The sequence below is a fragment of the Kitasatospora sp. NPDC127111 genome (assembly GCF_042677465.1).
GTDB lineage: Bacteria > Actinomycetota > Actinomycetes > Streptomycetales > Streptomycetaceae > Kitasatospora.
Map to the genome: position 1 here is coordinate 1 of NZ_JBHXTG010000076.1, position 17,258 is coordinate 17,258.

Below are 17,258 nucleotides of genomic sequence, written 5' to 3' on the forward strand. Positions count from 1 at the left end.
GGGGGGTTGAGTGCGGCGGTGGGGTGGGGCGGGGTGGGCCGGCGGGCGGGGCCGGGCGGGGCCCCGGCCCCCGGGGGGGGTCCCGGCCCCCCGCCCCGCCGGTCACGCGTGGTGCGTGACCGGACACAGCTCGTCGCTGGTTGCTGCTGTGGCGCCCCGAGTCAGCGCTCGTCGAGTCAGCGCTCGTCGTCGGCGGCCGTGGCCGCGGTGGTGCTGAGACGGCCGCTCTCGTCCTGTATCTCCACGGCGATCTTCTTGAGCTCGGGCTCGAACTTCCGGCCGTGGTGGGCGCAGAAGAGCAGCTCTCCGCCGCTGGCGAGTACGACGCGCAGGTAGGCCTGGGCGCCGCAGCGGTCGCAGCGGTCAGCCGCGGTCAGCGGGCTCGCAGGTGTCAGAACAGTAGTCACGTCGCCTCTTCTCTAGCTCGACGAGCTGTCGTACCAGGGTCAACATCCAACCAGGCCGAAAACGTTCCCGCTCGTGGCTTTTCTTCTTTGAGGATTCTGCTGTGTTGATGAGGACGTGCCCCGGGGGCCGGTGGTTCATGCGTACCGGATCCCAGGATCCGCCTGTCGCTCGAACGCCCGATCGGGACCGGGTGCGAGGTCCGCGTAGCATAATCCTCCGTTGGGTTGGAGCATAAGCCCCGTCCCAGGCCCCGGTAGCCTGCATAACGGCAGTTCCGGCGCCTGCGCCCGGTCCCACGATCCGCCAGGAGCGGTGGTACCGGGAGGAGATGGCGCTCCGGCGTCCGTCGCCCGGCGCGGCGCTTGTTCGCGCAGCGCGTACAAGCTGCGCGGGGCCGGCCCGCCGTGCTGTGCACTCAGCGGTGGGGTGTGCACACGCAGGGGAACGGCCGCCGGAACGGCTGTCGGTGCGATGTGCTGCGATGTGCTGCACCGGCGGACGATCCGGCTGCGGCCGGTGTGACCGACGAGACAGAACTTGACTGAGGAGTGAGCCGCGTGAGTGCCGAAACGACCGTGCCGTCCGCACTGCTGGCCGGCGACGACGGTTCCAACTACACCGCTCGGCACCTTCTCGTCCTGGAGGGCCTGGAGGCGGTCCGCAAGCGCCCCGGCATGTACATCGGCTCGACCGACAGCCGCGGCCTGATGCACTGCCTCTGGGAGATCATCGACAACTCCGTCGACGAGGCCCTCGGCGGGTACTGCGACCGGATCGAGGTCGTCCTGCACGAGGACTCCTCGGTCGAGGTGCGCGACAACGGCCGCGGCATCCCGGTGGACGTCGAGCCCAAGACCGGCCTGTCCGGCGTCGAGGTCGTGATGACCAAGCTGCACGCGGGCGGCAAGTTCGGCGGCGGCTCGTACGCGGCCTCCGGCGGTCTGCACGGCGTCGGCGCCTCCGTCGTCAACGCGCTCTCCGCGCGGCTGGACGTCGAGGTGGACCGAGGCGGCCACACCCACGCGATCAGCTTCCGCCGCGGCACCCCCGGCATCTTCACCGAGACCAGCCCGGACGCCCCCTTCGAGCCGGCCAACGGCCTGAGCAAGATCCGCAAGGTCCCGAAGACCCGCACCGGCACCCGGATCCGCTACTGGGCCGACCGGCAGATCTTCCTCAAGGACGCCCGGCTCTCGCTGGAGCACCTGCACAACCGCGCCCGGCAGACCGCCTTCCTCGTCCCCGGCCTGACCATCGTGGTCCGTGACGAGCGGCTGACCGAGAGCGAGCGGGTCGAGGAGTCGACCTTCCGCTACGACGGCGGCATCGCCGAGTTCTGCGAGTTCCTGGCGCCCGACAAGCCGGTCTGCGACGTGCTGCGGCTGCGCGGCGAGGGCACCTTCAAGGAGACCGTGCCCGTCCTGGACGACCTCGGCCACATGACGCCCACCGAGGTCACCCGCCACCTCGGCGTGGACATCGCGCTGCGCTGGGGCGCCGGCTACGACACCACGCTGCGCTCCTTCGTCAACATCATCGCCACCCCCAAGGGCGGCACCCACGTCACCGGCTTCGAGCGCTCGCTCGCCAAGACCGTCAACGAGGTGCTGCGCTCCAGCAAGCTGCTGCGGGTCGCCGAGGACGACATCACCAAGGACGACGCCACCGAGGGCCTCACCGCGGTGGTCACCGTCCGGCTGGCCGAGCCGCAGTTCGAGGGCCAGACCAAGGAGGTGCTGGGCACCTCGGCGGCCAACCGGATCGTCGCCGCCGTGGTCGCCAAGGAGCTCAAGGCCTTCCTGACCTCCGCCAAGAAGGACGAGAAGCTCCAGGCCCGGGCCGTGCTGGAGAAGATCGTCGCCGCCGCCCGCACCCGGGTCGCCGCCCGCCAGCACAAGGAGGCCCAGCGCCGGAAGACCGCGCTGGAGACCAGCTCGCTGCCGGCCAAGCTGGCCGACTGCCGCAGCGACGACGTCGAGCGCAGCGAACTCTTCATCGTCGAGGGTGACTCCGCGCTCGGTACCGCCAAGCTGGCCCGCAACTCCGAGTTCCAGGCGCTGCTGCCGATCCGCGGCAAGATCCTCAACGTGCAGAAGGCGTCCGTGAGCGACATGCTCAAGAACGCCGAGTGCGCCGCGATCATCCAGGTGATAGGGGCCGGTTCGGGCCGCACCTTCGACATCGACCAGGCCCGCTACGGCAAGGTCATCTTCATGGCGGACGCCGACGTCGACGGCTCGCACATCCGCACCCTGCTGCTGACGCTGTTCCAGCGCTACATGCGGCCGATGATCGAGCAGGGCCGGGTCTTCGCCGCGGTGCCGCCGCTGCACCGGATCGAGCTCACCAACCCCAAGCGCGGCCAGGAGAAGTACCACTACACCTACTCCGACGCCGAGCTCCGCTCCACCCTGCTGGAGATGCAGCGCAAGGGCCTGCGCTGGAAGGACCCGATCCAGCGCTACAAGGGTCTCGGCGAGATGGACGCCGACCAGCTGGCCGAGACCACCATGGACCCGCGCCACCGCACGCTGCGCCGGATCAACCTGGGCGACCTGGAGCAGGCCGAGAAGATCTTCGACCTGCTGATGGGCAACGACGTCGCCCCGCGCAAGGAGTTCATCGTGGACTCGGCGGCCACCCTGGACCGCTCGCGCATCGACGCCTGACGCGCTCCGTCCCGCGGCCGGGCCGTCCACCCACGGGTGGAGGGCCCGGCCGTTCGGCTTCCACCCCCCGTCCACCCCGGCTCCGATCAGCGGGCGACGCCGGATCCGTAGCGTCGGAGAGGTCAGCCAGCCCCCTCTTCCGCCGGAACGGAGAGCCCGATGACCGGCCTCGTCAACATCGTCGTGATCGTCGCGGTGATGGCCCTGGTGGTCCAGCGCCAGCTCCGCGCCCAGCGCCTGGACACCGAGCGCCGGTTCTGGGCCGCACCGCTGGTCCTCGCCGTGCTCGCGCTGCGCGACCCGCAGTTGGTCGACCGCGCCCACGAGGGCCCCGCGATCGCCCTGCTGGCCGCCTCGCTGCTGGTGGTCCTCGCGATGGGCTGCGTCTGGGGCTGGACGGTTCGGCTCTGGCGCGGCGCGGACGGCGCGGTCTGGGCCCGGGGCACCAGGGCCACCGTGGCCGCCTGGGTCGGCATGATCGGCATCCGGCTCGGCCTGTTCGCGATCGGCTCCGCCCTGCACGTCCACCAGAGCGGCAGCGCGCTGCTGCTCGGCCTGGCCGTCCTGCTGCTGGTCCGCGCGCTCGTGGTGAACTGGAGGGCGCGGGACCTGGAACCCGCCCACCGCACCGATGTGACCGGCTGAGCCGTCCGGGAACCACCGAGCCGAGAAGGAGCTGCCCGTGCCCGGGTGGAGCTGGACCCGTTGGCCCTCCCGGGAGGGGTTGGAACGGGAGTCGGAGACGCCGGCGCGGCGGACCCTCACGGTGCTGGGCCGGTCGGTCCTGCTCGTGACCCTGATCCTGGGGACGTACTCCCGGGGCGCTTTCGTCGGCTGGGGCGCGGTCGCGGTCGGCGCCGGGCTCGTCGTCGTCGTGGCGCAGTGGCTGGCCTTCCTGCGGGTCAGCCGGGAACAGCGGCCGCGTCCCACGTACGCCCTGGCCGCTGCCCTGATCGGCTCCGCCTGGCTCGGCGAGTGGGCGCACGCGTACGTGCTGGCCGACTTCACCTGGGCCGGTCTGGCGGTCACCGCGCTGGTCCGGCTGCCTATCGGCGCCGCCCTGGTCACCGCCGCGGCCGCCTTCGGCTCCTACGCGGCGGCCAGTTGGGAGAGCTGGCTCGCCGTCAGCGCCACCGTCGGCGGTTTGAGCGTGCTCGGCTACCTGCTGCGGCTGGACACCGAGGCGCGCGGCACCGCGCGGCGGCTGCTGGCGCAGGAACGCGCCGCGCGGGCCGCCGAGGCGGAGAGCGCCGCGCTCGCCGAACGGGCCCGGATCGCCCGGGAGATCCACGACGTGCTGGCGCACAGCCTCTCCGCGCAGCTCGTCCACCTGGAGGCGGCCCGGCTGATGCTGGACGCCGGCACCGACCGGGAGCGGATCCGCGAACGGGTGGTGGCCGCCCGCCGGATGGCGCAGGACGGCCTGGCCGAGACCCGGCAGGCGCTCTCCGCCCTACGCGGCGAGTTCACCCCGGTCGGGGAGTTCCTGGTGGAGCTGACGGGCCGTGAGCGGGCCGGGTTCACCGTCACCGGGACGCCGCGCCCGCTGGCGGCCGAGGCGGGGCTCGCGGTACGGCGCACGGCGCAGGAGGCGCTGACCAACGTGCGCAAGCACGCCCCCGGCGCACGCTGCACGGTCGAACTGCGCTACCTGTCCGGGGAGGTGGAGCTGGAGGTGCGCAACACCCGCCCGGTCCGCGGCGAGCCCGCCGCCGACCTGGCCGCCAGCGGCAGCGGGTACGGTCTGCTGGGGATGCGCGAACGCGCTGAACTGCTCGGCGGCACCCTGCTGGCGGGCCCGGACGAGGGAGGATGGCGCGTGCTGCTGCGGGTGCCGGCGTGAACGAGCGGACCACCGGCGCGATCAGGGTGCTGGTCGCCGACGACCAGACGGTGGTGCGCGAGGGCATCGTGATGCTGCTCGGGCTGCTCCCGGGCATCGAGGTGGTCGGCGCCGCCGCCGACGGCGAGGAGGCCGTCGCACTGGTGGAGCGGCACCACCCGGACGTGGTGCTGATGGACCTGCGGATGCCGCGGGTGGACGGCGTCGAGGCGACCCGCCGGATCCGCGCCGCCCACCCGGAGACCGAGGTGGTGGTGCTCACCACGTACGCCGACGACGACTCGTTGTTCCCCGCGCTGCGGGCCGGGGCGCGCGGCTACCTCACCAAGGACGCGGGCGGGGAGGAGATCGCCCGGGCCGTCGCGGACGTCCGCTCGGGCGCGGCCGGGCTCTCACCGCAGGTCCAGCTGCGGCTGCTGGAGCGGCTGGCGGACACCGCCGCGCCGCAGCCGGCCGCGCCGCCGCCCGGGAGCGCTCCCGCGCCCGCGGGGACGCCCGCGGGGACGCCCGCGGGGACGCCCGCGACGGTGCCCGGGGGACCGCTGCCGGACGGGCTGACCGCCCGCGAGGCCGAGGTGCTGGCGCTGATCGCCGAGGGGCTCTCCAACACCGAGATCGCCCGCCGGCTGTTCGTCAGCCCGGCCACGGTGAAGACGCACATCAACAACCTGTTCGCCAAAACCGCCGTCCGGGACCGGGCGCAGGCGGTCGCGTACGCCTTCCGCCACGGGATCACCGGGACGCAGCAGTAGTCGGATGAGTGTCTGTCGGATCATCGATCACCTCATCGAGTGAACGTATCTGCAAAGGGAGTTGGCGGGGTTTGCGGGCCTTCATCATGGTTCGGTCAGCACCCCCCTCGGCCCAGGAGCAGCAGTGCCACAGCAGCAGACGAGCAGTCCCGGGCAGGGGCAGCGATTCGACTGGTGGGCCGCTCCCGCCGCCGCCCGCCGGTCCGGTGCGGGCGAGTCGGACGCGGGCCGGTCCGGTCGGTCGAACCCGGTGCCCGTTCCGGCACCGGCGGTACCGGGCGCGCCCCGGGCCGAGGCCCCGGCCCCCGGCCGGCCGTCCCCCGTCGCGGCCGTGTCCGCACGACCGCTCCAGCACCCGGTCCCGCCGCTGCCCGGGCAGTCCGGACCGGCCGGCCGGTCCGCCGGCGCCCCGGCCGCCGTGGACAGCACCACCGAGGTGTACCGCGCCGTCCAGGCCAGCGCCGCGTTCCAGGAGATCCGGCACAGCTACCGGGCCTTCGTCTTCCCCGCCAGCGGCGCCTTCCTCGGCTGGTACCTGATGTACGTCGCCGCCCAGGCCGCCGCGCCCGGCGTGATGCGCAGCGAGGTCGCCGGCCCGGTCAACGTGGCCTGGCTGCTCGGGCTGCTGCAGTTCGCCACGACCTTCGTGCTCACCTGGCTCTACGCCCGCAACGCCCGCACCAAGCGCGACCGGGCCGCCCTGGGGCTCCGCTGGGACACCCAGGACCAGCTGCGATGACGACCGCCACCCCGCCCCCCGTCGCCCCCACCGGCGACCACCACGACCTGGCCATCGCGCTGTTCGCCGTCATCGTCCTGGTCACCCTGGCCATCACCCTCTGGGTGGGCCGCCGGGGCAGCGCCGCCGAGGACTTCTACGCCGGCGGCCGCGGCTTCACCCCGCTGCAGAACGGCTTCGCGCTCTCCGGCGACTACCTCTCCGCCGCCTCCTTCCTCGGCGTCGCCGGGCTGATCGCGCTGTACGGCTACGACGGCGTGCTCTACAGCATCGGCTTCCTGGTCGCCTGGCTGGTGGTGCTGATGCTGGTCGCCGAGCTGGTCCGCAACGCCGGCCGGTACACCCTCGCGGACGTGCTGGCGCTGCGGCTGCGCCGCCGCAAGGTCCGGGCGGCGGCCGGCGGCGCCAGCGTGGTCGTCACCCTGTTCTACCTGGTCGCCCAGATGGTCGGCGCCGGCAGCCTGGTCGCCCTGCTGCTCGGCACCAACAGCTCCGGGGCCCGGACGTGGACCATCGTGGCGGTCGGCGGCCTGATGATCATCTACGTCACGGTCGGCGGGATGCGCGCCACTACCTGGATCCAGATCGTCAAGGCCTTCCTGCTGGTGGCCGGCTCGGTGCTGCTCACCGTGCTGCTGATGGTCCGCTTCCACGGGGACGTCGCCGACCTGATGCGGCAGGCCGCCCAGCACAGCGGCGCCGGACAGCGGTACCTGGAGCCGGGCCTCAAGTACGGCAAGGGCTTCACCAGCCGGCTGGACTTCTTCAGCCTCGGCCTGGCCCTCGTCCTGGGCACCGCCGGGCTGCCGCACATCCTGTCCCGCTTCTACACCGTGCCGACCGCCCGGGCCGCCCGGCGCTCCACGATGTGGGCGATCGGGCTGGTCGGCGGCTTCTACCTGATGGCGATCGCGCTCGGCCTGGGCGCCACCGCCCTGGTCGGCTCGGCCGAGGTCCGGCACGCCAACTCGGCGGGGAACACCGCCGTCCCGCTGCTGGCCCTGGTGCTCGGCGGGGGGAACGGCAGCACCGGCGGGGTGGTGCTGTTCGCGCTGATCTCGGCGATCGCCTTCGCCACCATCCTCGCCGTGGTCGCGGGGCTGACGCTCGCCTCCTCGGCGGCCTTCGCCCACGACATCTGGGCGGGCGCCTGGCTGGGCCGGCCGCGCCGCCGCTCCCGGGGCCGGCGGGCCGGGGGCCCGGGCCCCCGGCGGGCGCGCGGTGCCGGGGCGCGCGGCGAGGCCACCGAGCGCGAGGAGGTCTGGGTGGCACGGGTCGCCGCGGTGGGGATCGGGGCGGTCGCGATCGCGCTCAGCCTCTTCGCCCAGCAGATGAACGTCGCCTTCCTGGTCGGCCTGGCCTTCGCCGTCGCCGCCTCGGCGAACCTGCCGGTGCTGCTGTACAGCCTGTTCTGGCCGCGGTTCACCCCGCGCGGCGCGGTCTGGTCGGTGTACGGCGGGCTGATCCCGGCCGTCCTGCTGGTGACCTTCTCGCCGGTGGTCTCCGGCAGCAAGGCGGCGCTCTTCCCGGGGGTGGACTTCCACTGGTTCCCGCTGGAGAACCCGGGCATCGTCTCCATCCCGCTGGGCTTCCTGGCCGGCTGGATCGGCACGATCACCTCGCCCGAGCCGGCCGACCCGGACCGCTACGCCGAGCTGGAGGTCCGCTCCCTCACCGGAGCCGGGGCGGCCTGAGCGGCCCGAGCGGCCTGCGATCCACGGACCCCGGCGGGCTCGGACCCGCCGGGGTCCGGCGCGTCCGGGCCCGGTTCAGGCGCGGACGGCCAGCCCGTACCGGTGCTCGGGCCGGCCGGTGTCCCCGTACCGCAGGGTGAGCCGCAGCCGGCTGTCGCGCTCCAGCTGCTTGAGGTAGCGCTGCGCGGTGGAACGGCTGAGCCCGGTGGCGTCCGCGACCTCCTGGGCGGAGAGCGGCCGCCCCGCCCGGCGGAGCACCCCGAGGACCAGGTCGGTGGTGGGCGCCGAGTGGCCCTTGGGCAGTGCGGCCGCCGGGGCCGCCGCGCTGCGCAGGGTGGCGAACAGCCGGTCCACCTCGTCCTGGCCCGCCTCGCGGGCGGCGGGCCCGGCCAGTGCGTGCCGCAGCTGCGCGTAGGCGACCAGCTTCTCCCGCAGCCCCGCGAAGGTGAACGGCTTCACCAGGTACTGCAGGGCGCCGTGCTGCATCGCCGCGTGCACGGTGGAGACGTCCCGCGCGGCCGTCACCATCATCACGTCGCAGGCCACCTGCCGGTCGCGCAGTCGCCGGACCAGCGCCAGGCCGCTCTCGTCCGGCAGGTGGTGGTCCAGCAGCAGCAGGTCGACCGGGCGCCGCTCCAGCGCGGCCAGCGCCTCGCCGGCCGAGTGCGCGGTGCCGGTGACCCGGAACCCGGGCACCTTGGCCACGTACGCGGCGTGCACGTCGGCGACCCGGAAGTCGTCGTCCACCACGAGTACGTCGATCATCACGCCTCCACGAGCGGTGCGGTGGGTCGTCCTTCGGTACCCCCCGGATGCCCGGACCCGGCCCGCGAAGGCCCGGACCGCGGCGCCCCGGCCCGCGCTGCCCCGGTGTGCGGGGCGCCGGTGTGCGGTGCCCCGGTGTGCAGGGCTCCGGTGCGGAGGGCCTCGCTGTGCAGGGCCTCGGGCAGCTCGACGGTGAACCGGGCGCCGCCGAGCGGGCCGGTGTCGAGCACGATCCGGCCGCCGGTCCGTTCGACCAGCCGCCGCACCATCGCCAGCCCCAGCCCGCGCGGCCGGTGCGCCGGCGCGTCCTTGCTGCTCCACCCCTCCTCGAAGACCCGCTCGCGCAGCTCCGACGGCACGCCCGGGCCGCTGTCCGCGACCTCGACCAGCAGCGTCGGGCCGGCCGCGGCCAGCGTCACCTCCACCCGGCCGCCGCCGCCCGGTGCCAGCGCGTCCACGGCGTTGTCGACCAGGTTGCCGAGCACCGTGACCAGCGTCCGGGCGTCGACCACCGCGTCCGGCAGGTGCGCGGCCGGGGCCACCACCAGCCGGACGCCGCGCTCGCCCGCCACCGCCGCCTTGCCCGCGAGCAGCGCGGCGACGTGCGGATCCTGCACCTGCTCGGCGATCCGCGCCGCGACCACCGCGTGCGAGCCCGACTGCTCGGAGATGAACGCCACCGCCTGTTCGTGCCGGCCCAGCTCCAGCAGCCCCAGCAGGGTGTGCATCCGGTTGGCGTGTTCGTGGTCCTGCGCCCGCAGCGCCTCGGTGAGGCTGCGGGTGGTGTCCAGCTCGCGGACCAGCGACTCCAGCTCGGTCCGGTCGCGCAGGGTCACCACCGCGCCGCTGCCGGGCCCGGCGTCGGGCTCCCGCCGTCCGCCCGGCCTGCGGGAGCCCGACGACAGGCCCGGGGCCGTGGCCATCCGGTTCACCACCAGCACCCGGTCGTCCCGGACGGCCGGCAGATCGGTGCCGACGATCCGCCCGGCCAGGACGTCGGCCAGCCGGCCGGGCGGCAGCACCTCGTCGATCGGCCGGCCGGTGCAGTCGTCGGGCAGGCCCAGCAGGCGGACCGCCTCGTCGTTGGCGAGCCGGATCCGGCCGCGCTCGTCCAGCGCCACCATGCCCTCGCGGATGCCGTGCAGCATCGCCTCGCGCTCCACCAGCAGCGCCGAGATGTCGGCCAGCGCGATGTTGTGGGTGCGGCGCTTCAGCCGCCGGGCCAGCGCCAGGGTGGCGACGGTGCCCGCGGCCAGGCCGGCGCCCGCGCAGAGCAGGATCCCGGTGAGCATCGTGAGCAGCCGGCGCCGGATCGAGTCGTCGCTGATGCCGACCGACACCTCGCCGACGATCCGCCCGTCGGCGGTCCGCAGCGGCACCTTGCCGCGCGCGGTGCGGCCCAGCGTGCCCTCCTGGATGGCGGTGACGCTGCGGCCGCTGAGCGCCGGCTCGGGGTCGGTGGAGACCCGGTGCCCGATCCGGCCCGGGTCGGTGTGCGAGAGCCGGATCCCGTCCAGGTCGGTGACCACGACGAAACTGGCGCCGGTGGCCAGCCGGATCTGCTCGGCGTTGCGCTGCGCGGTCGCGGAGTCGCGGGCCTCGGCGGCCCGGGCGATCACGTCGTCGCTGGCGGTGGCCTGGGCGATCGACAGCGCGCGCTGCATCGCGTCGTGGTCCAGCTCGGAGCTGACCGGGGCCAGGAACAGCCCGGCCGTCACGACGGTGACACCGACGGTGACCACGGTCTGGCTCAGCAGCAGCTGGGCGAAGACCCGGCGGGGCCAACGGGGCGGCTTCATCCGGGCCTCCTCTCCTGCGGTCGGCACACCCTACGTTTCCGGCGTGTTTCTGTCAGCCGCGTCCCCGCTGTTGTAGCGGAAGCAAAAGGAGCAGAACACCCCTCAACGCGGAGAACCCGCAGTACGCCGAGAAGCCTCCCGCCGGGCCCGGGCCCGCTCCTAGCCTCCCGGAGCAAGCACAGACCCGGGAGGTCAGATGAGCAAAACCCCGGTGCCGAACTCGCCGACGACCCGGTCGTCGGCAGCCCCGGCGATCGAGTTGGCCGGCGCGACCAAGCGCTTCCGCACCCCGTCCGGCGCCCTGCACACCGCCGTCCGCGATCTGGACCTGACCGTGGCGCAGGGTGAGTTCGTCGCCGTCGTCGGCCCCACCGGTTGCGGCAAGTCCACCACGCTGACCCTGGTCAGCGGCCTGGAGGAGCCCACCGAGGGCGACGTCCGGGTGTACGGCGAGCCGGTCGACGGGATCGACCCGCAGGTCGGGTTCGTCTTCCAGCAGGACGCCGTCTTCCCCTGGCGCACCGTCCTGTCCAACGTCACGGCCGGCCCGCGCTTCCGCGGCGTCCCCGCCGCCGAGGCGAAGGAGCGGGCCCGCGACTGGCTGGCCCGGGTCGGTCTCGGCGCCTTCGAGGACCGCTACCCGCACCAGCTCTCCGGCGGCATGCGCAAGCGCGTCGCGCTCGCCCAGACCTTCGTCAACGACCCGAAGATCCTGTTGATGGACGAGCCGTTCTCGGCGCTGGACGTGCAGACCCGCGCCCTGATGTCCGACCAGCTGCTGGACCTGTGGGCGGGCACCGGCTCCTCCGTCGTCTTCGTCACCCACGACCTGGACGAGGCGATCGCGCTGGCCGACCGGGTCGTGGTGATGACGGCCGGCCCCGCCACCGTCAAGGAGGTCTTCACCGTCGACCTGCCCCGCCCGCGCACCGTGGAGGCCGTCCGGCTGCAGCCGAGGTTCGTCGAGCTGTACCGCGAGATCTGGGCCTCGCTCGGCGAAGAGGTGCGCATCACCCGCGAGAGAGGAGCGGGTCGTGCCGCTTGAGACCGCCGACGCCGTACCGGCCGCCGCCGGGAAGTCCCCGGCGCCCGCCGCCAGCAGGTCCGAGGCTCGCGAACGGGCGGCCCGCAACCGGAGACTGGGTGTCTACGGGGCCCGCGGCGCCGTGCTCCTCGCCTTCCTCGGGCTCTGGGAACTGTGCGCCCGCACCGGCGTCATCGACCCGTTCAACTTCTCCCAGCCGTCGAAGATCTGGGCGCAGATCTGGCAGTGGATCACCCACGGCACCGCCCAGGGCTCGCTCGGCGAACAGATCGGCTACACCCTCTACGAGGCACTCACCGGCTGGGTGATCGGCGTCACCGGCGGTGTGCTGCTGGGCATCGCGCTCGGCCGGATCCGTTTCCTCGCCGACGTGTTCGGGCCCTACATCAAGGTGCTGAACGCCATCCCGCGCATCGTGCTGGCCCCGATCTTCCTGATCTGGTTCGGCCTCGGCCCGGCCTCCAAGGTCGCCTCCGCGGTGGTGCTGGTGTTCTTCCCGGTCTTCTTCAACGCCTTCCAGGGCGCCCGCGAGGTGGACCGCAACCTCGTCGCCAACGCCCGCATCCTCGGCGCCGACAACCGCAGGGTCACCCTGCAGGTGGTCATCCCCGCCGCCACCACCTGGATCTTCACCAGCCTGCACGTCAGCTTCGGCTTCGCGCTGATCGGCGCCATCGTCGGCGAGTACATCGGCGCCACCAAGGGCCTCGGCCTGCTCGTCGCCGCCGCCCAGGGCACCTTCAACGCGGCCGGCGTGTACGCCGCCATGACCATCCTCGCCGTCGTCGCCCTGCTCACCGAGGGGCTCCTCACCTTCGCCGAGAAGAAGCTCTTCCGCTGGAAGCCCGCCGACACCGGCGACGGCCGCTGACCCCCGTCCCCCGCCGTACTCAACCCCCGCAGTACGCAAGAGAGGCACCCCCACCCATGCGCAGATCCCTCGCCGCCGCCCTCGCCGCCACCCTGCTGCTCCCGCTCGCCGCGTGCGCCAACGACGCCGCCTCCAGCTCCCACAACGGCGCCGCCCCCGCCGGCCCGCAGGTCGAGGGGCCCAAGGTCAAGATCATGGTCGGCGGGCTGGACAAGGTCATCTACCTGCCCGCCATGCTCACCCAGCGCCTCGGCTACTTCGCCGACGCCGGCGTCAACGTCGAGCTGATGAGCGAACCGGCCGGCGTCAACGCCACCACCGCCCTGCTGGCCGGCGACGTCCAGGGCGCGGTCGGCTTCTACGACCACACCATCGACCTCCAGGCCAAGGGCAAGAACGTCGAGTCCGTGGTCCAGTTCTCCCAGGCCCCCGGCGAGGTCGAGATCGTCTCCGCCAAGCAGGCCGACGCCATCAGGTCCGGCGCCGACTTCAAGGGCAGGAAGCTCGGCGTCACCAGCATCGGCTCCTCCACCGACTTCCTCACCAAGTACCTCGCCGTCAAGAACGGCACCGCCGTCAGCGAGTTCAGCCCGATCGCCGTCGGCGCCGGCCAGACCTTCATCGCCGCCCTCCAGCAGGGCAGCATCGACGCCGGCATGACCACCGACCCGACCGTCGCCACCATCCTCGACAAGGGCCTCGGCAAGATCCTCTACGACATGCGCACCCCGCAGGGCTCGCGCGACGCCCTCGGCGGGCTCTACCCCTCGTCCTCGCTCTACATGAACACCGACTGGGTGGAGAAGAACAAGGACACCACCCAGAAGCTCGCCAACGCCTTCGTGAAGACCCTCAAGTGGATGTCCACCCACACCCCCGAGGAGATCGCCGCCAAGATGCCCGCCGACTACGCGCAGGGCGGCGCCGAACAGTACGCGGCCGCGATCAAGGCCACCCTGCCGATGTTCACCGCCGACGGCGTGATGCCCGCCGACGGACCCAAGACCGTCCTCGCCGTCCTCGCCGCCTTCCACCCCGACGTCAAGGGCAAGGAGGACGCCATCGACCTCGCCCGCACCTACACGACCGAGTTCGTCACCAAGGCCACCACCGGCTGAGCCGGCCCCGGGACGGCACGGCCCCGCGCCTCCCACGGACAGCGGGCGCGACCCCGCCCACCGCCCGGTGCCCGACGGTCCCGCGCCCACCCCCACGGGCGCGGGGCCGTCACAGCTCCCGGACCGCCACCGCGTCCATCCGCGACGGCGTACCCGCCGCCTTGCCACAGCTCTCCGGCCGAGCCGGCTCACTGGCCCCCTCGACCACCTCGACCTCCCAGCACCGGCCGTCCCGGTGGCGCACGCCCACCAGCCAACGACCCTCGCCGGCCGGCCGCTGGACCAGCGTCAACGCGTCCACCCCGGTCTCCCCGGTCGCCAGCCGCACCGCGTGCTCGGCCGCCTGGCCCGGACGGTCCCAGCCCGAACAGCCCCGCGACCACTCCGGCACCACGTGCCCGGCCGCCGTCGCCGCCAGCACCTCCTTGGCGCTCTCCGCCGTCAGCCGCCCGTACGCGTAGCCGTACGGCAGCACCAGCATCGTGGGGGAGAAGCGGTGCCCGCCCAGGTGCGTCACCTCCCACACCTCGCTGTGCCCCGCCGCCGCCAGCTCCGCCGCCAACGGCCGGCCCAGCAACGCACAACAGCGGTCCCGCCGCCCGTTCGTGCACACCAGCGCCACCGGACCGCCGACCCGCTCCGCCCCGAACCCGCCGTGCTCACCGCCGCCCAGCGCCGCGAAGTCCAGCCCCAGCAACTCCGCCGGATCGGCCACCTCCGCCCGCCGCACCCAACCCCGGCCCGGCACGGTGTGCGCCACGATCACCTCGCGCCGCGCCGACGGCAGACAGTCCGCGTGCCGTCCCGGCCGCCGGATCAGCGCCACCCGCACGCCCGTCCCCGCCGCGGCCGCCTCCAGCGCCCGCCCGACCGCCGCGTCCAGATGGCTCTCGCCGAGCGCCTTCGCCCCCCACGGCCCGTTCTGCTCGACCAGCAGCCAGGTGGTGGCGGTCGCCGCCGTGGCGGCCAGCGGCTCCGACAGTTCACGCGACAAGGTCGCACAGGTGCTCACGCAGGCAAGGCTACCCGTACCGAAAACGCCCGCGGCGGGACACCACACGGTGTCCCGCCGCAGGCCGTAGCCCCTCCCGGCGCCGCTACGCCGGACCGGCGACCACCGCGATCGGCGTCGTCACCGGGGTGCCCGAACCGTCCCGGCGCGGGTCGCGCTCCGGCAGGTCCACCGGCGCGCCCTTCCCCGTCGCCGCCCGGGCGGGAGCCGCACCGGCCCACGCGAACACGAGCCCGTCCTCACCCCGCAGGAACCGCTGGCAGCGGACACCACCCGTCGCCCGGCCCTTGCGCGGGTACTGCTCGAACGGCGTCACCTTCCACGAGCTCTGCTCCTCGCCCGTCAGCGTCCCCGCGGCACCGGCCACCGACACCACCACCGCGTCCGACGCCGGATCCACCGCCGTGAACGACAGCACCCGGGCACCCTCCGACAGCTTGATACCGGCCATGCCACCCGCCGGACGGCCCTGCGGACGGACCTGACCCGCCGGGTACCGCAGCAACTGCGCGTCCGACGTGATGAAGACCAAGTCCTCCTCGCCGGTCCGCAGCTCCACCGCGCCCACCAGCTCGTCCCCGTCCTTGAGCGCGATCACCTCGAACTCGTCCTTGTTCGCGGGCCATTCGGGCACCACCCGCTTCACCACGCCCTGCACCGTACCCAGCGCCAGCCCCGGCGACGACTCGTCCAGCGTCGTCAGCGCCAGCACCCGCTCACCCGCCTCCAGCCGCAGGAACTCGCCCACCGCGGCCCCGCCCGCCAACGTCGGCGACGGCGTCGGCGGCAGCGCCGGCAGATCGATCACCGGCAGCCGCAGCACCCGGCCCGCCGACGTCACCACGCCCACGTCCGCCCGCGCCGTGGCCGGCACCGCCGACACGATCACATCGTGCTTCGCCCGCTTCTCCGACAGCTCGAACGGCTCACCGTCCGCCGTCCGCGCCAGCAGACCCGTCGACGACAGCAGCACCCGGCAGGGATCGTCCGCCACCTCCAACGGCACCGCCAGCGACGCCGACGGCACCGCGCCCGCCTCCAGCAGCACCGTCCGCCGCTCCGTGCCGAACTGCTTCGCCACCGCGCCCAGCTCGCCCGACACCACACTGCGCAGCTTGGCGTCCGACTCCAGGATCTCCGTCAGCTCGGCGATCTCGGTCGTCAGCTTCGCCTGCTCCTGCTCCAGCTCCACCCGGTCGAACCGGGTCAGCCGCCGCAGCGGAGTGTCCAGGATGTACGCCGTCTGCGTCTCCGACAGCGCGAAGCGCTCCATCAGGCGCTCCTTCGCCTGCGCCGCGTTGTCGCTCGACCGGATGATCGCGATGACCTCGTCGATGTCGACCAGCGCCACCAGCAGACCCTCGACCAGGTGCAGCCGCTCCTGGCGCTTGCGCCGACGGAAGTCGCTGCGCCGGCGCACCACGTTGAAGCGGTGGTCGACGTAGACCTCCAGCAGCTCCTTCAGCCCCAGCGTCAGCGGCTGGCCGTCCACCAGCGCCACGTTGTTGATGCCGAAGGTCTCCTCCATCGGCGTCAGCTTGTACAGCTGCTCCAGCAGCGCCTCCGGCACGAAGCCGTTCTTCACCTCGATCACCAGCCGCAGCCCGTGCTCGCGGTCGGTGAGGTCCTTGACGTCCGCGATGCCCTGCAGCTTCTTCGCGTTGACCAGGTCCTTGATCTTCGCGATCACCTTCTCCGGACCGACGTTGTACGGCAGCTCGGTGACCACGATGCCCTTGCGGCGGGCCGTCACCGCCTCCACCGTCGCCGTCGCCCGGATCTTGAACGTGCCGCGCCCCGACTCGTACGCGTCCCGGATCCCCGACAGGCCCACGATCCGGCCACCCGTCGGCAGGTCCGGACCGGGGACGAACCGCATCAGCGTGTCCAGGTCCGCGTTCGGGTGCTTGATCAGGTGCCGGGCCGCCGCCACCACCTCGGACAGGTTGTGCGGCGGCATGTTGGTCGCCATCCCGACCGCGATCCCCGTCGCACCGTTCACCAACAGGTTCGGGAACGCCGCCGGCAGCGCCAACGGCTCCTGCTCGCTGCCGTCGTAGTTCGGGCCAAAGTCGACGGTGTCCTCGTGGATCGACTCCACCATCGCCATCGACGCCGCCGTCAGCCGCGACTCCGTGTACCGCATCGCGGCCGGCGGGTCGTCGTTGCCCAGCGAACCGAAGTTCCCGTGCCCGTCGATCAGCGGCAGCCGCATCGAGAACGGCTGCGCCATGCGCACCACCGAGTCGTAGATCGACGCGTCACCGTGCGGGTGCAGCCGGCCCATCACCTCGCCGACCAGCCGCGCGCACTTCACGTGCCCGCGCTCCGGTCGCAGGCCCATCTCGTTGGCCTGGTACAGGATCCGGCGGTGCACCGGCTTCAGACCGTCCCGCGCGTCGGGCAGCGCACGCGAGTAGATCACCGAGTAGGCGTACTCCAGGAAGGAGCCCTGCATCTCGTCCACGACGTCGACGTCGAGGATCCGCTCCTCGAAATCTCCGGGCGGCGGGGTCTGCGAACTGCGGCGGGCCATCGCGGCG

14 protein-coding genes are annotated in these 17,258 nt (G+C 73.3%); 9 read left to right on the forward strand and 5 right to left on the reverse strand.

What is annotated here, in order from left to right:
* Window positions 1–176: 176 nt before the first annotated feature.
* Window positions 177–407 carry a hypothetical protein gene (locus tag ACFVHB_RS32900; protein WP_380329521.1) on the reverse strand — a complete coding sequence of 77 codons (231 nt, stop codon included), beginning with the start codon at window positions 405–407 and terminating at the stop codon, window positions 177–179.
* 558 nt (window positions 408–965) lie between these two features.
* Here ACFVHB_RS32900 and ACFVHB_RS32905 point away from each other — a divergent pair.
* The 6 genes from ACFVHB_RS32905 (at window position 966) to ACFVHB_RS32930 (ending at window position 8,105) form a co-directional block, all read left to right on the forward strand.
* Window positions 966–3,077, forward strand: coding sequence for a type IIA DNA topoisomerase subunit B (locus ACFVHB_RS32905; protein WP_380329523.1), 2,112 nt, complete (start codon window positions 966–968; stop codon window positions 3,075–3,077).
* 159 nt (window positions 3,078–3,236) lie between these two features.
* Window positions 3,237–3,722 (forward strand): DUF1453 domain-containing protein, encoded by a 486-nt coding sequence (locus ACFVHB_RS32910; protein ID WP_380329525.1) that lies wholly within the window; start codon window positions 3,237–3,239, stop codon window positions 3,720–3,722.
* Window positions 3,723–3,759: 37 nt separating this feature from the next.
* Entirely contained in the window at window positions 3,760–4,920 is a 1,161-nt protein-coding gene (locus tag ACFVHB_RS32915) for a sensor histidine kinase (RefSeq protein WP_380329527.1), read from the forward strand.
* Complete coding sequence (locus tag ACFVHB_RS32920; protein ID WP_380329529.1) at window positions 4,890–5,672, forward strand: response regulator; 783 nt, start codon at window positions 4,890–4,892, stop codon at window positions 5,670–5,672. The genes ACFVHB_RS32915 and ACFVHB_RS32920 overlap by 31 nt, the downstream gene beginning before the upstream one ends.
* Window positions 5,673–6,003: 331 nt before the next feature.
* On the forward strand, window positions 6,004–6,411 hold the full coding sequence (locus ACFVHB_RS32925; protein WP_380329531.1) for a DUF485 domain-containing protein: 408 nt from the start codon (window positions 6,004–6,006) through the stop codon (window positions 6,409–6,411).
* Entirely contained in the window at window positions 6,408–8,105 is a 1,698-nt protein-coding gene (locus tag ACFVHB_RS32930; protein ID WP_380329533.1) for a cation acetate symporter, read from the forward strand. Before ACFVHB_RS32925 ends, ACFVHB_RS32930 begins: the two co-directional genes overlap by 4 nt.
* A gap of 75 nt (window positions 8,106–8,180) precedes the next feature.
* Here the strand turns inward: ACFVHB_RS32930 and ACFVHB_RS32935 are convergent, their stop codons facing one another.
* On the reverse strand, window positions 8,181–8,870 hold the full coding sequence (locus tag ACFVHB_RS32935) for a response regulator (protein WP_380329535.1): 690 nt from the start codon (window positions 8,868–8,870) through the stop codon (window positions 8,181–8,183).
* Window positions 8,870–10,669, reverse strand: coding sequence for an ATP-binding protein (locus tag ACFVHB_RS32940; RefSeq protein ID WP_380329537.1), 1,800 nt, complete (start codon window positions 10,667–10,669; stop codon window positions 8,870–8,872). Before ACFVHB_RS32940 ends, ACFVHB_RS32935 begins: the two co-directional genes overlap by 1 nt.
* A 196-nt stretch (window positions 10,670–10,865) precedes the next feature.
* On the opposite strand from ACFVHB_RS32940, the gene ACFVHB_RS32945 reads away from it, so the two are divergent.
* Genes ACFVHB_RS32945 through ACFVHB_RS32955 form a run of 3 tightly spaced genes read left to right on the forward strand, consistent with a single transcriptional unit; the run spans window position 10,866 to window position 13,703 of the window.
* Window positions 10,866–11,714 (forward strand): ABC transporter ATP-binding protein, encoded by an 849-nt coding sequence (locus ACFVHB_RS32945; protein WP_380329539.1) that lies wholly within the window; start codon window positions 10,866–10,868, stop codon window positions 11,712–11,714.
* Complete coding sequence (locus ACFVHB_RS32950; RefSeq protein ID WP_380329541.1) at window positions 11,704–12,585, forward strand: ABC transporter permease; 882 nt, start codon at window positions 11,704–11,706, stop codon at window positions 12,583–12,585. The genes ACFVHB_RS32945 and ACFVHB_RS32950 overlap by 11 nt, the downstream gene beginning before the upstream one ends.
* 56 nt (window positions 12,586–12,641) lie before the next feature.
* On the forward strand, window positions 12,642–13,703 hold the full coding sequence (locus tag ACFVHB_RS32955; protein WP_380329543.1) for an ABC transporter substrate-binding protein: 1,062 nt from the start codon (window positions 12,642–12,644) through the stop codon (window positions 13,701–13,703).
* 109 nt (window positions 13,704–13,812) lie between these two features.
* On the opposite strand, the gene ACFVHB_RS32960 is transcribed toward ACFVHB_RS32955, so the two are convergent.
* Window positions 13,813–14,715 carry a sucrase ferredoxin gene (locus ACFVHB_RS32960; RefSeq protein WP_380329545.1) on the reverse strand — a complete coding sequence of 301 codons (903 nt, stop codon included), beginning with the start codon at window positions 14,713–14,715 and terminating at the stop codon, window positions 13,813–13,815.
* 85 nt (window positions 14,716–14,800) lie between these two features.
* Window positions 14,801–17,251: a DNA topoisomerase (ATP-hydrolyzing) subunit A gene (locus ACFVHB_RS32965; RefSeq protein ID WP_380329547.1), complete on the reverse strand. Its 2,451-nt coding sequence runs from the start codon at window positions 17,249–17,251 to the stop codon at window positions 14,801–14,803.
* Window positions 17,252–17,258 lie beyond the last annotated feature (7 nt).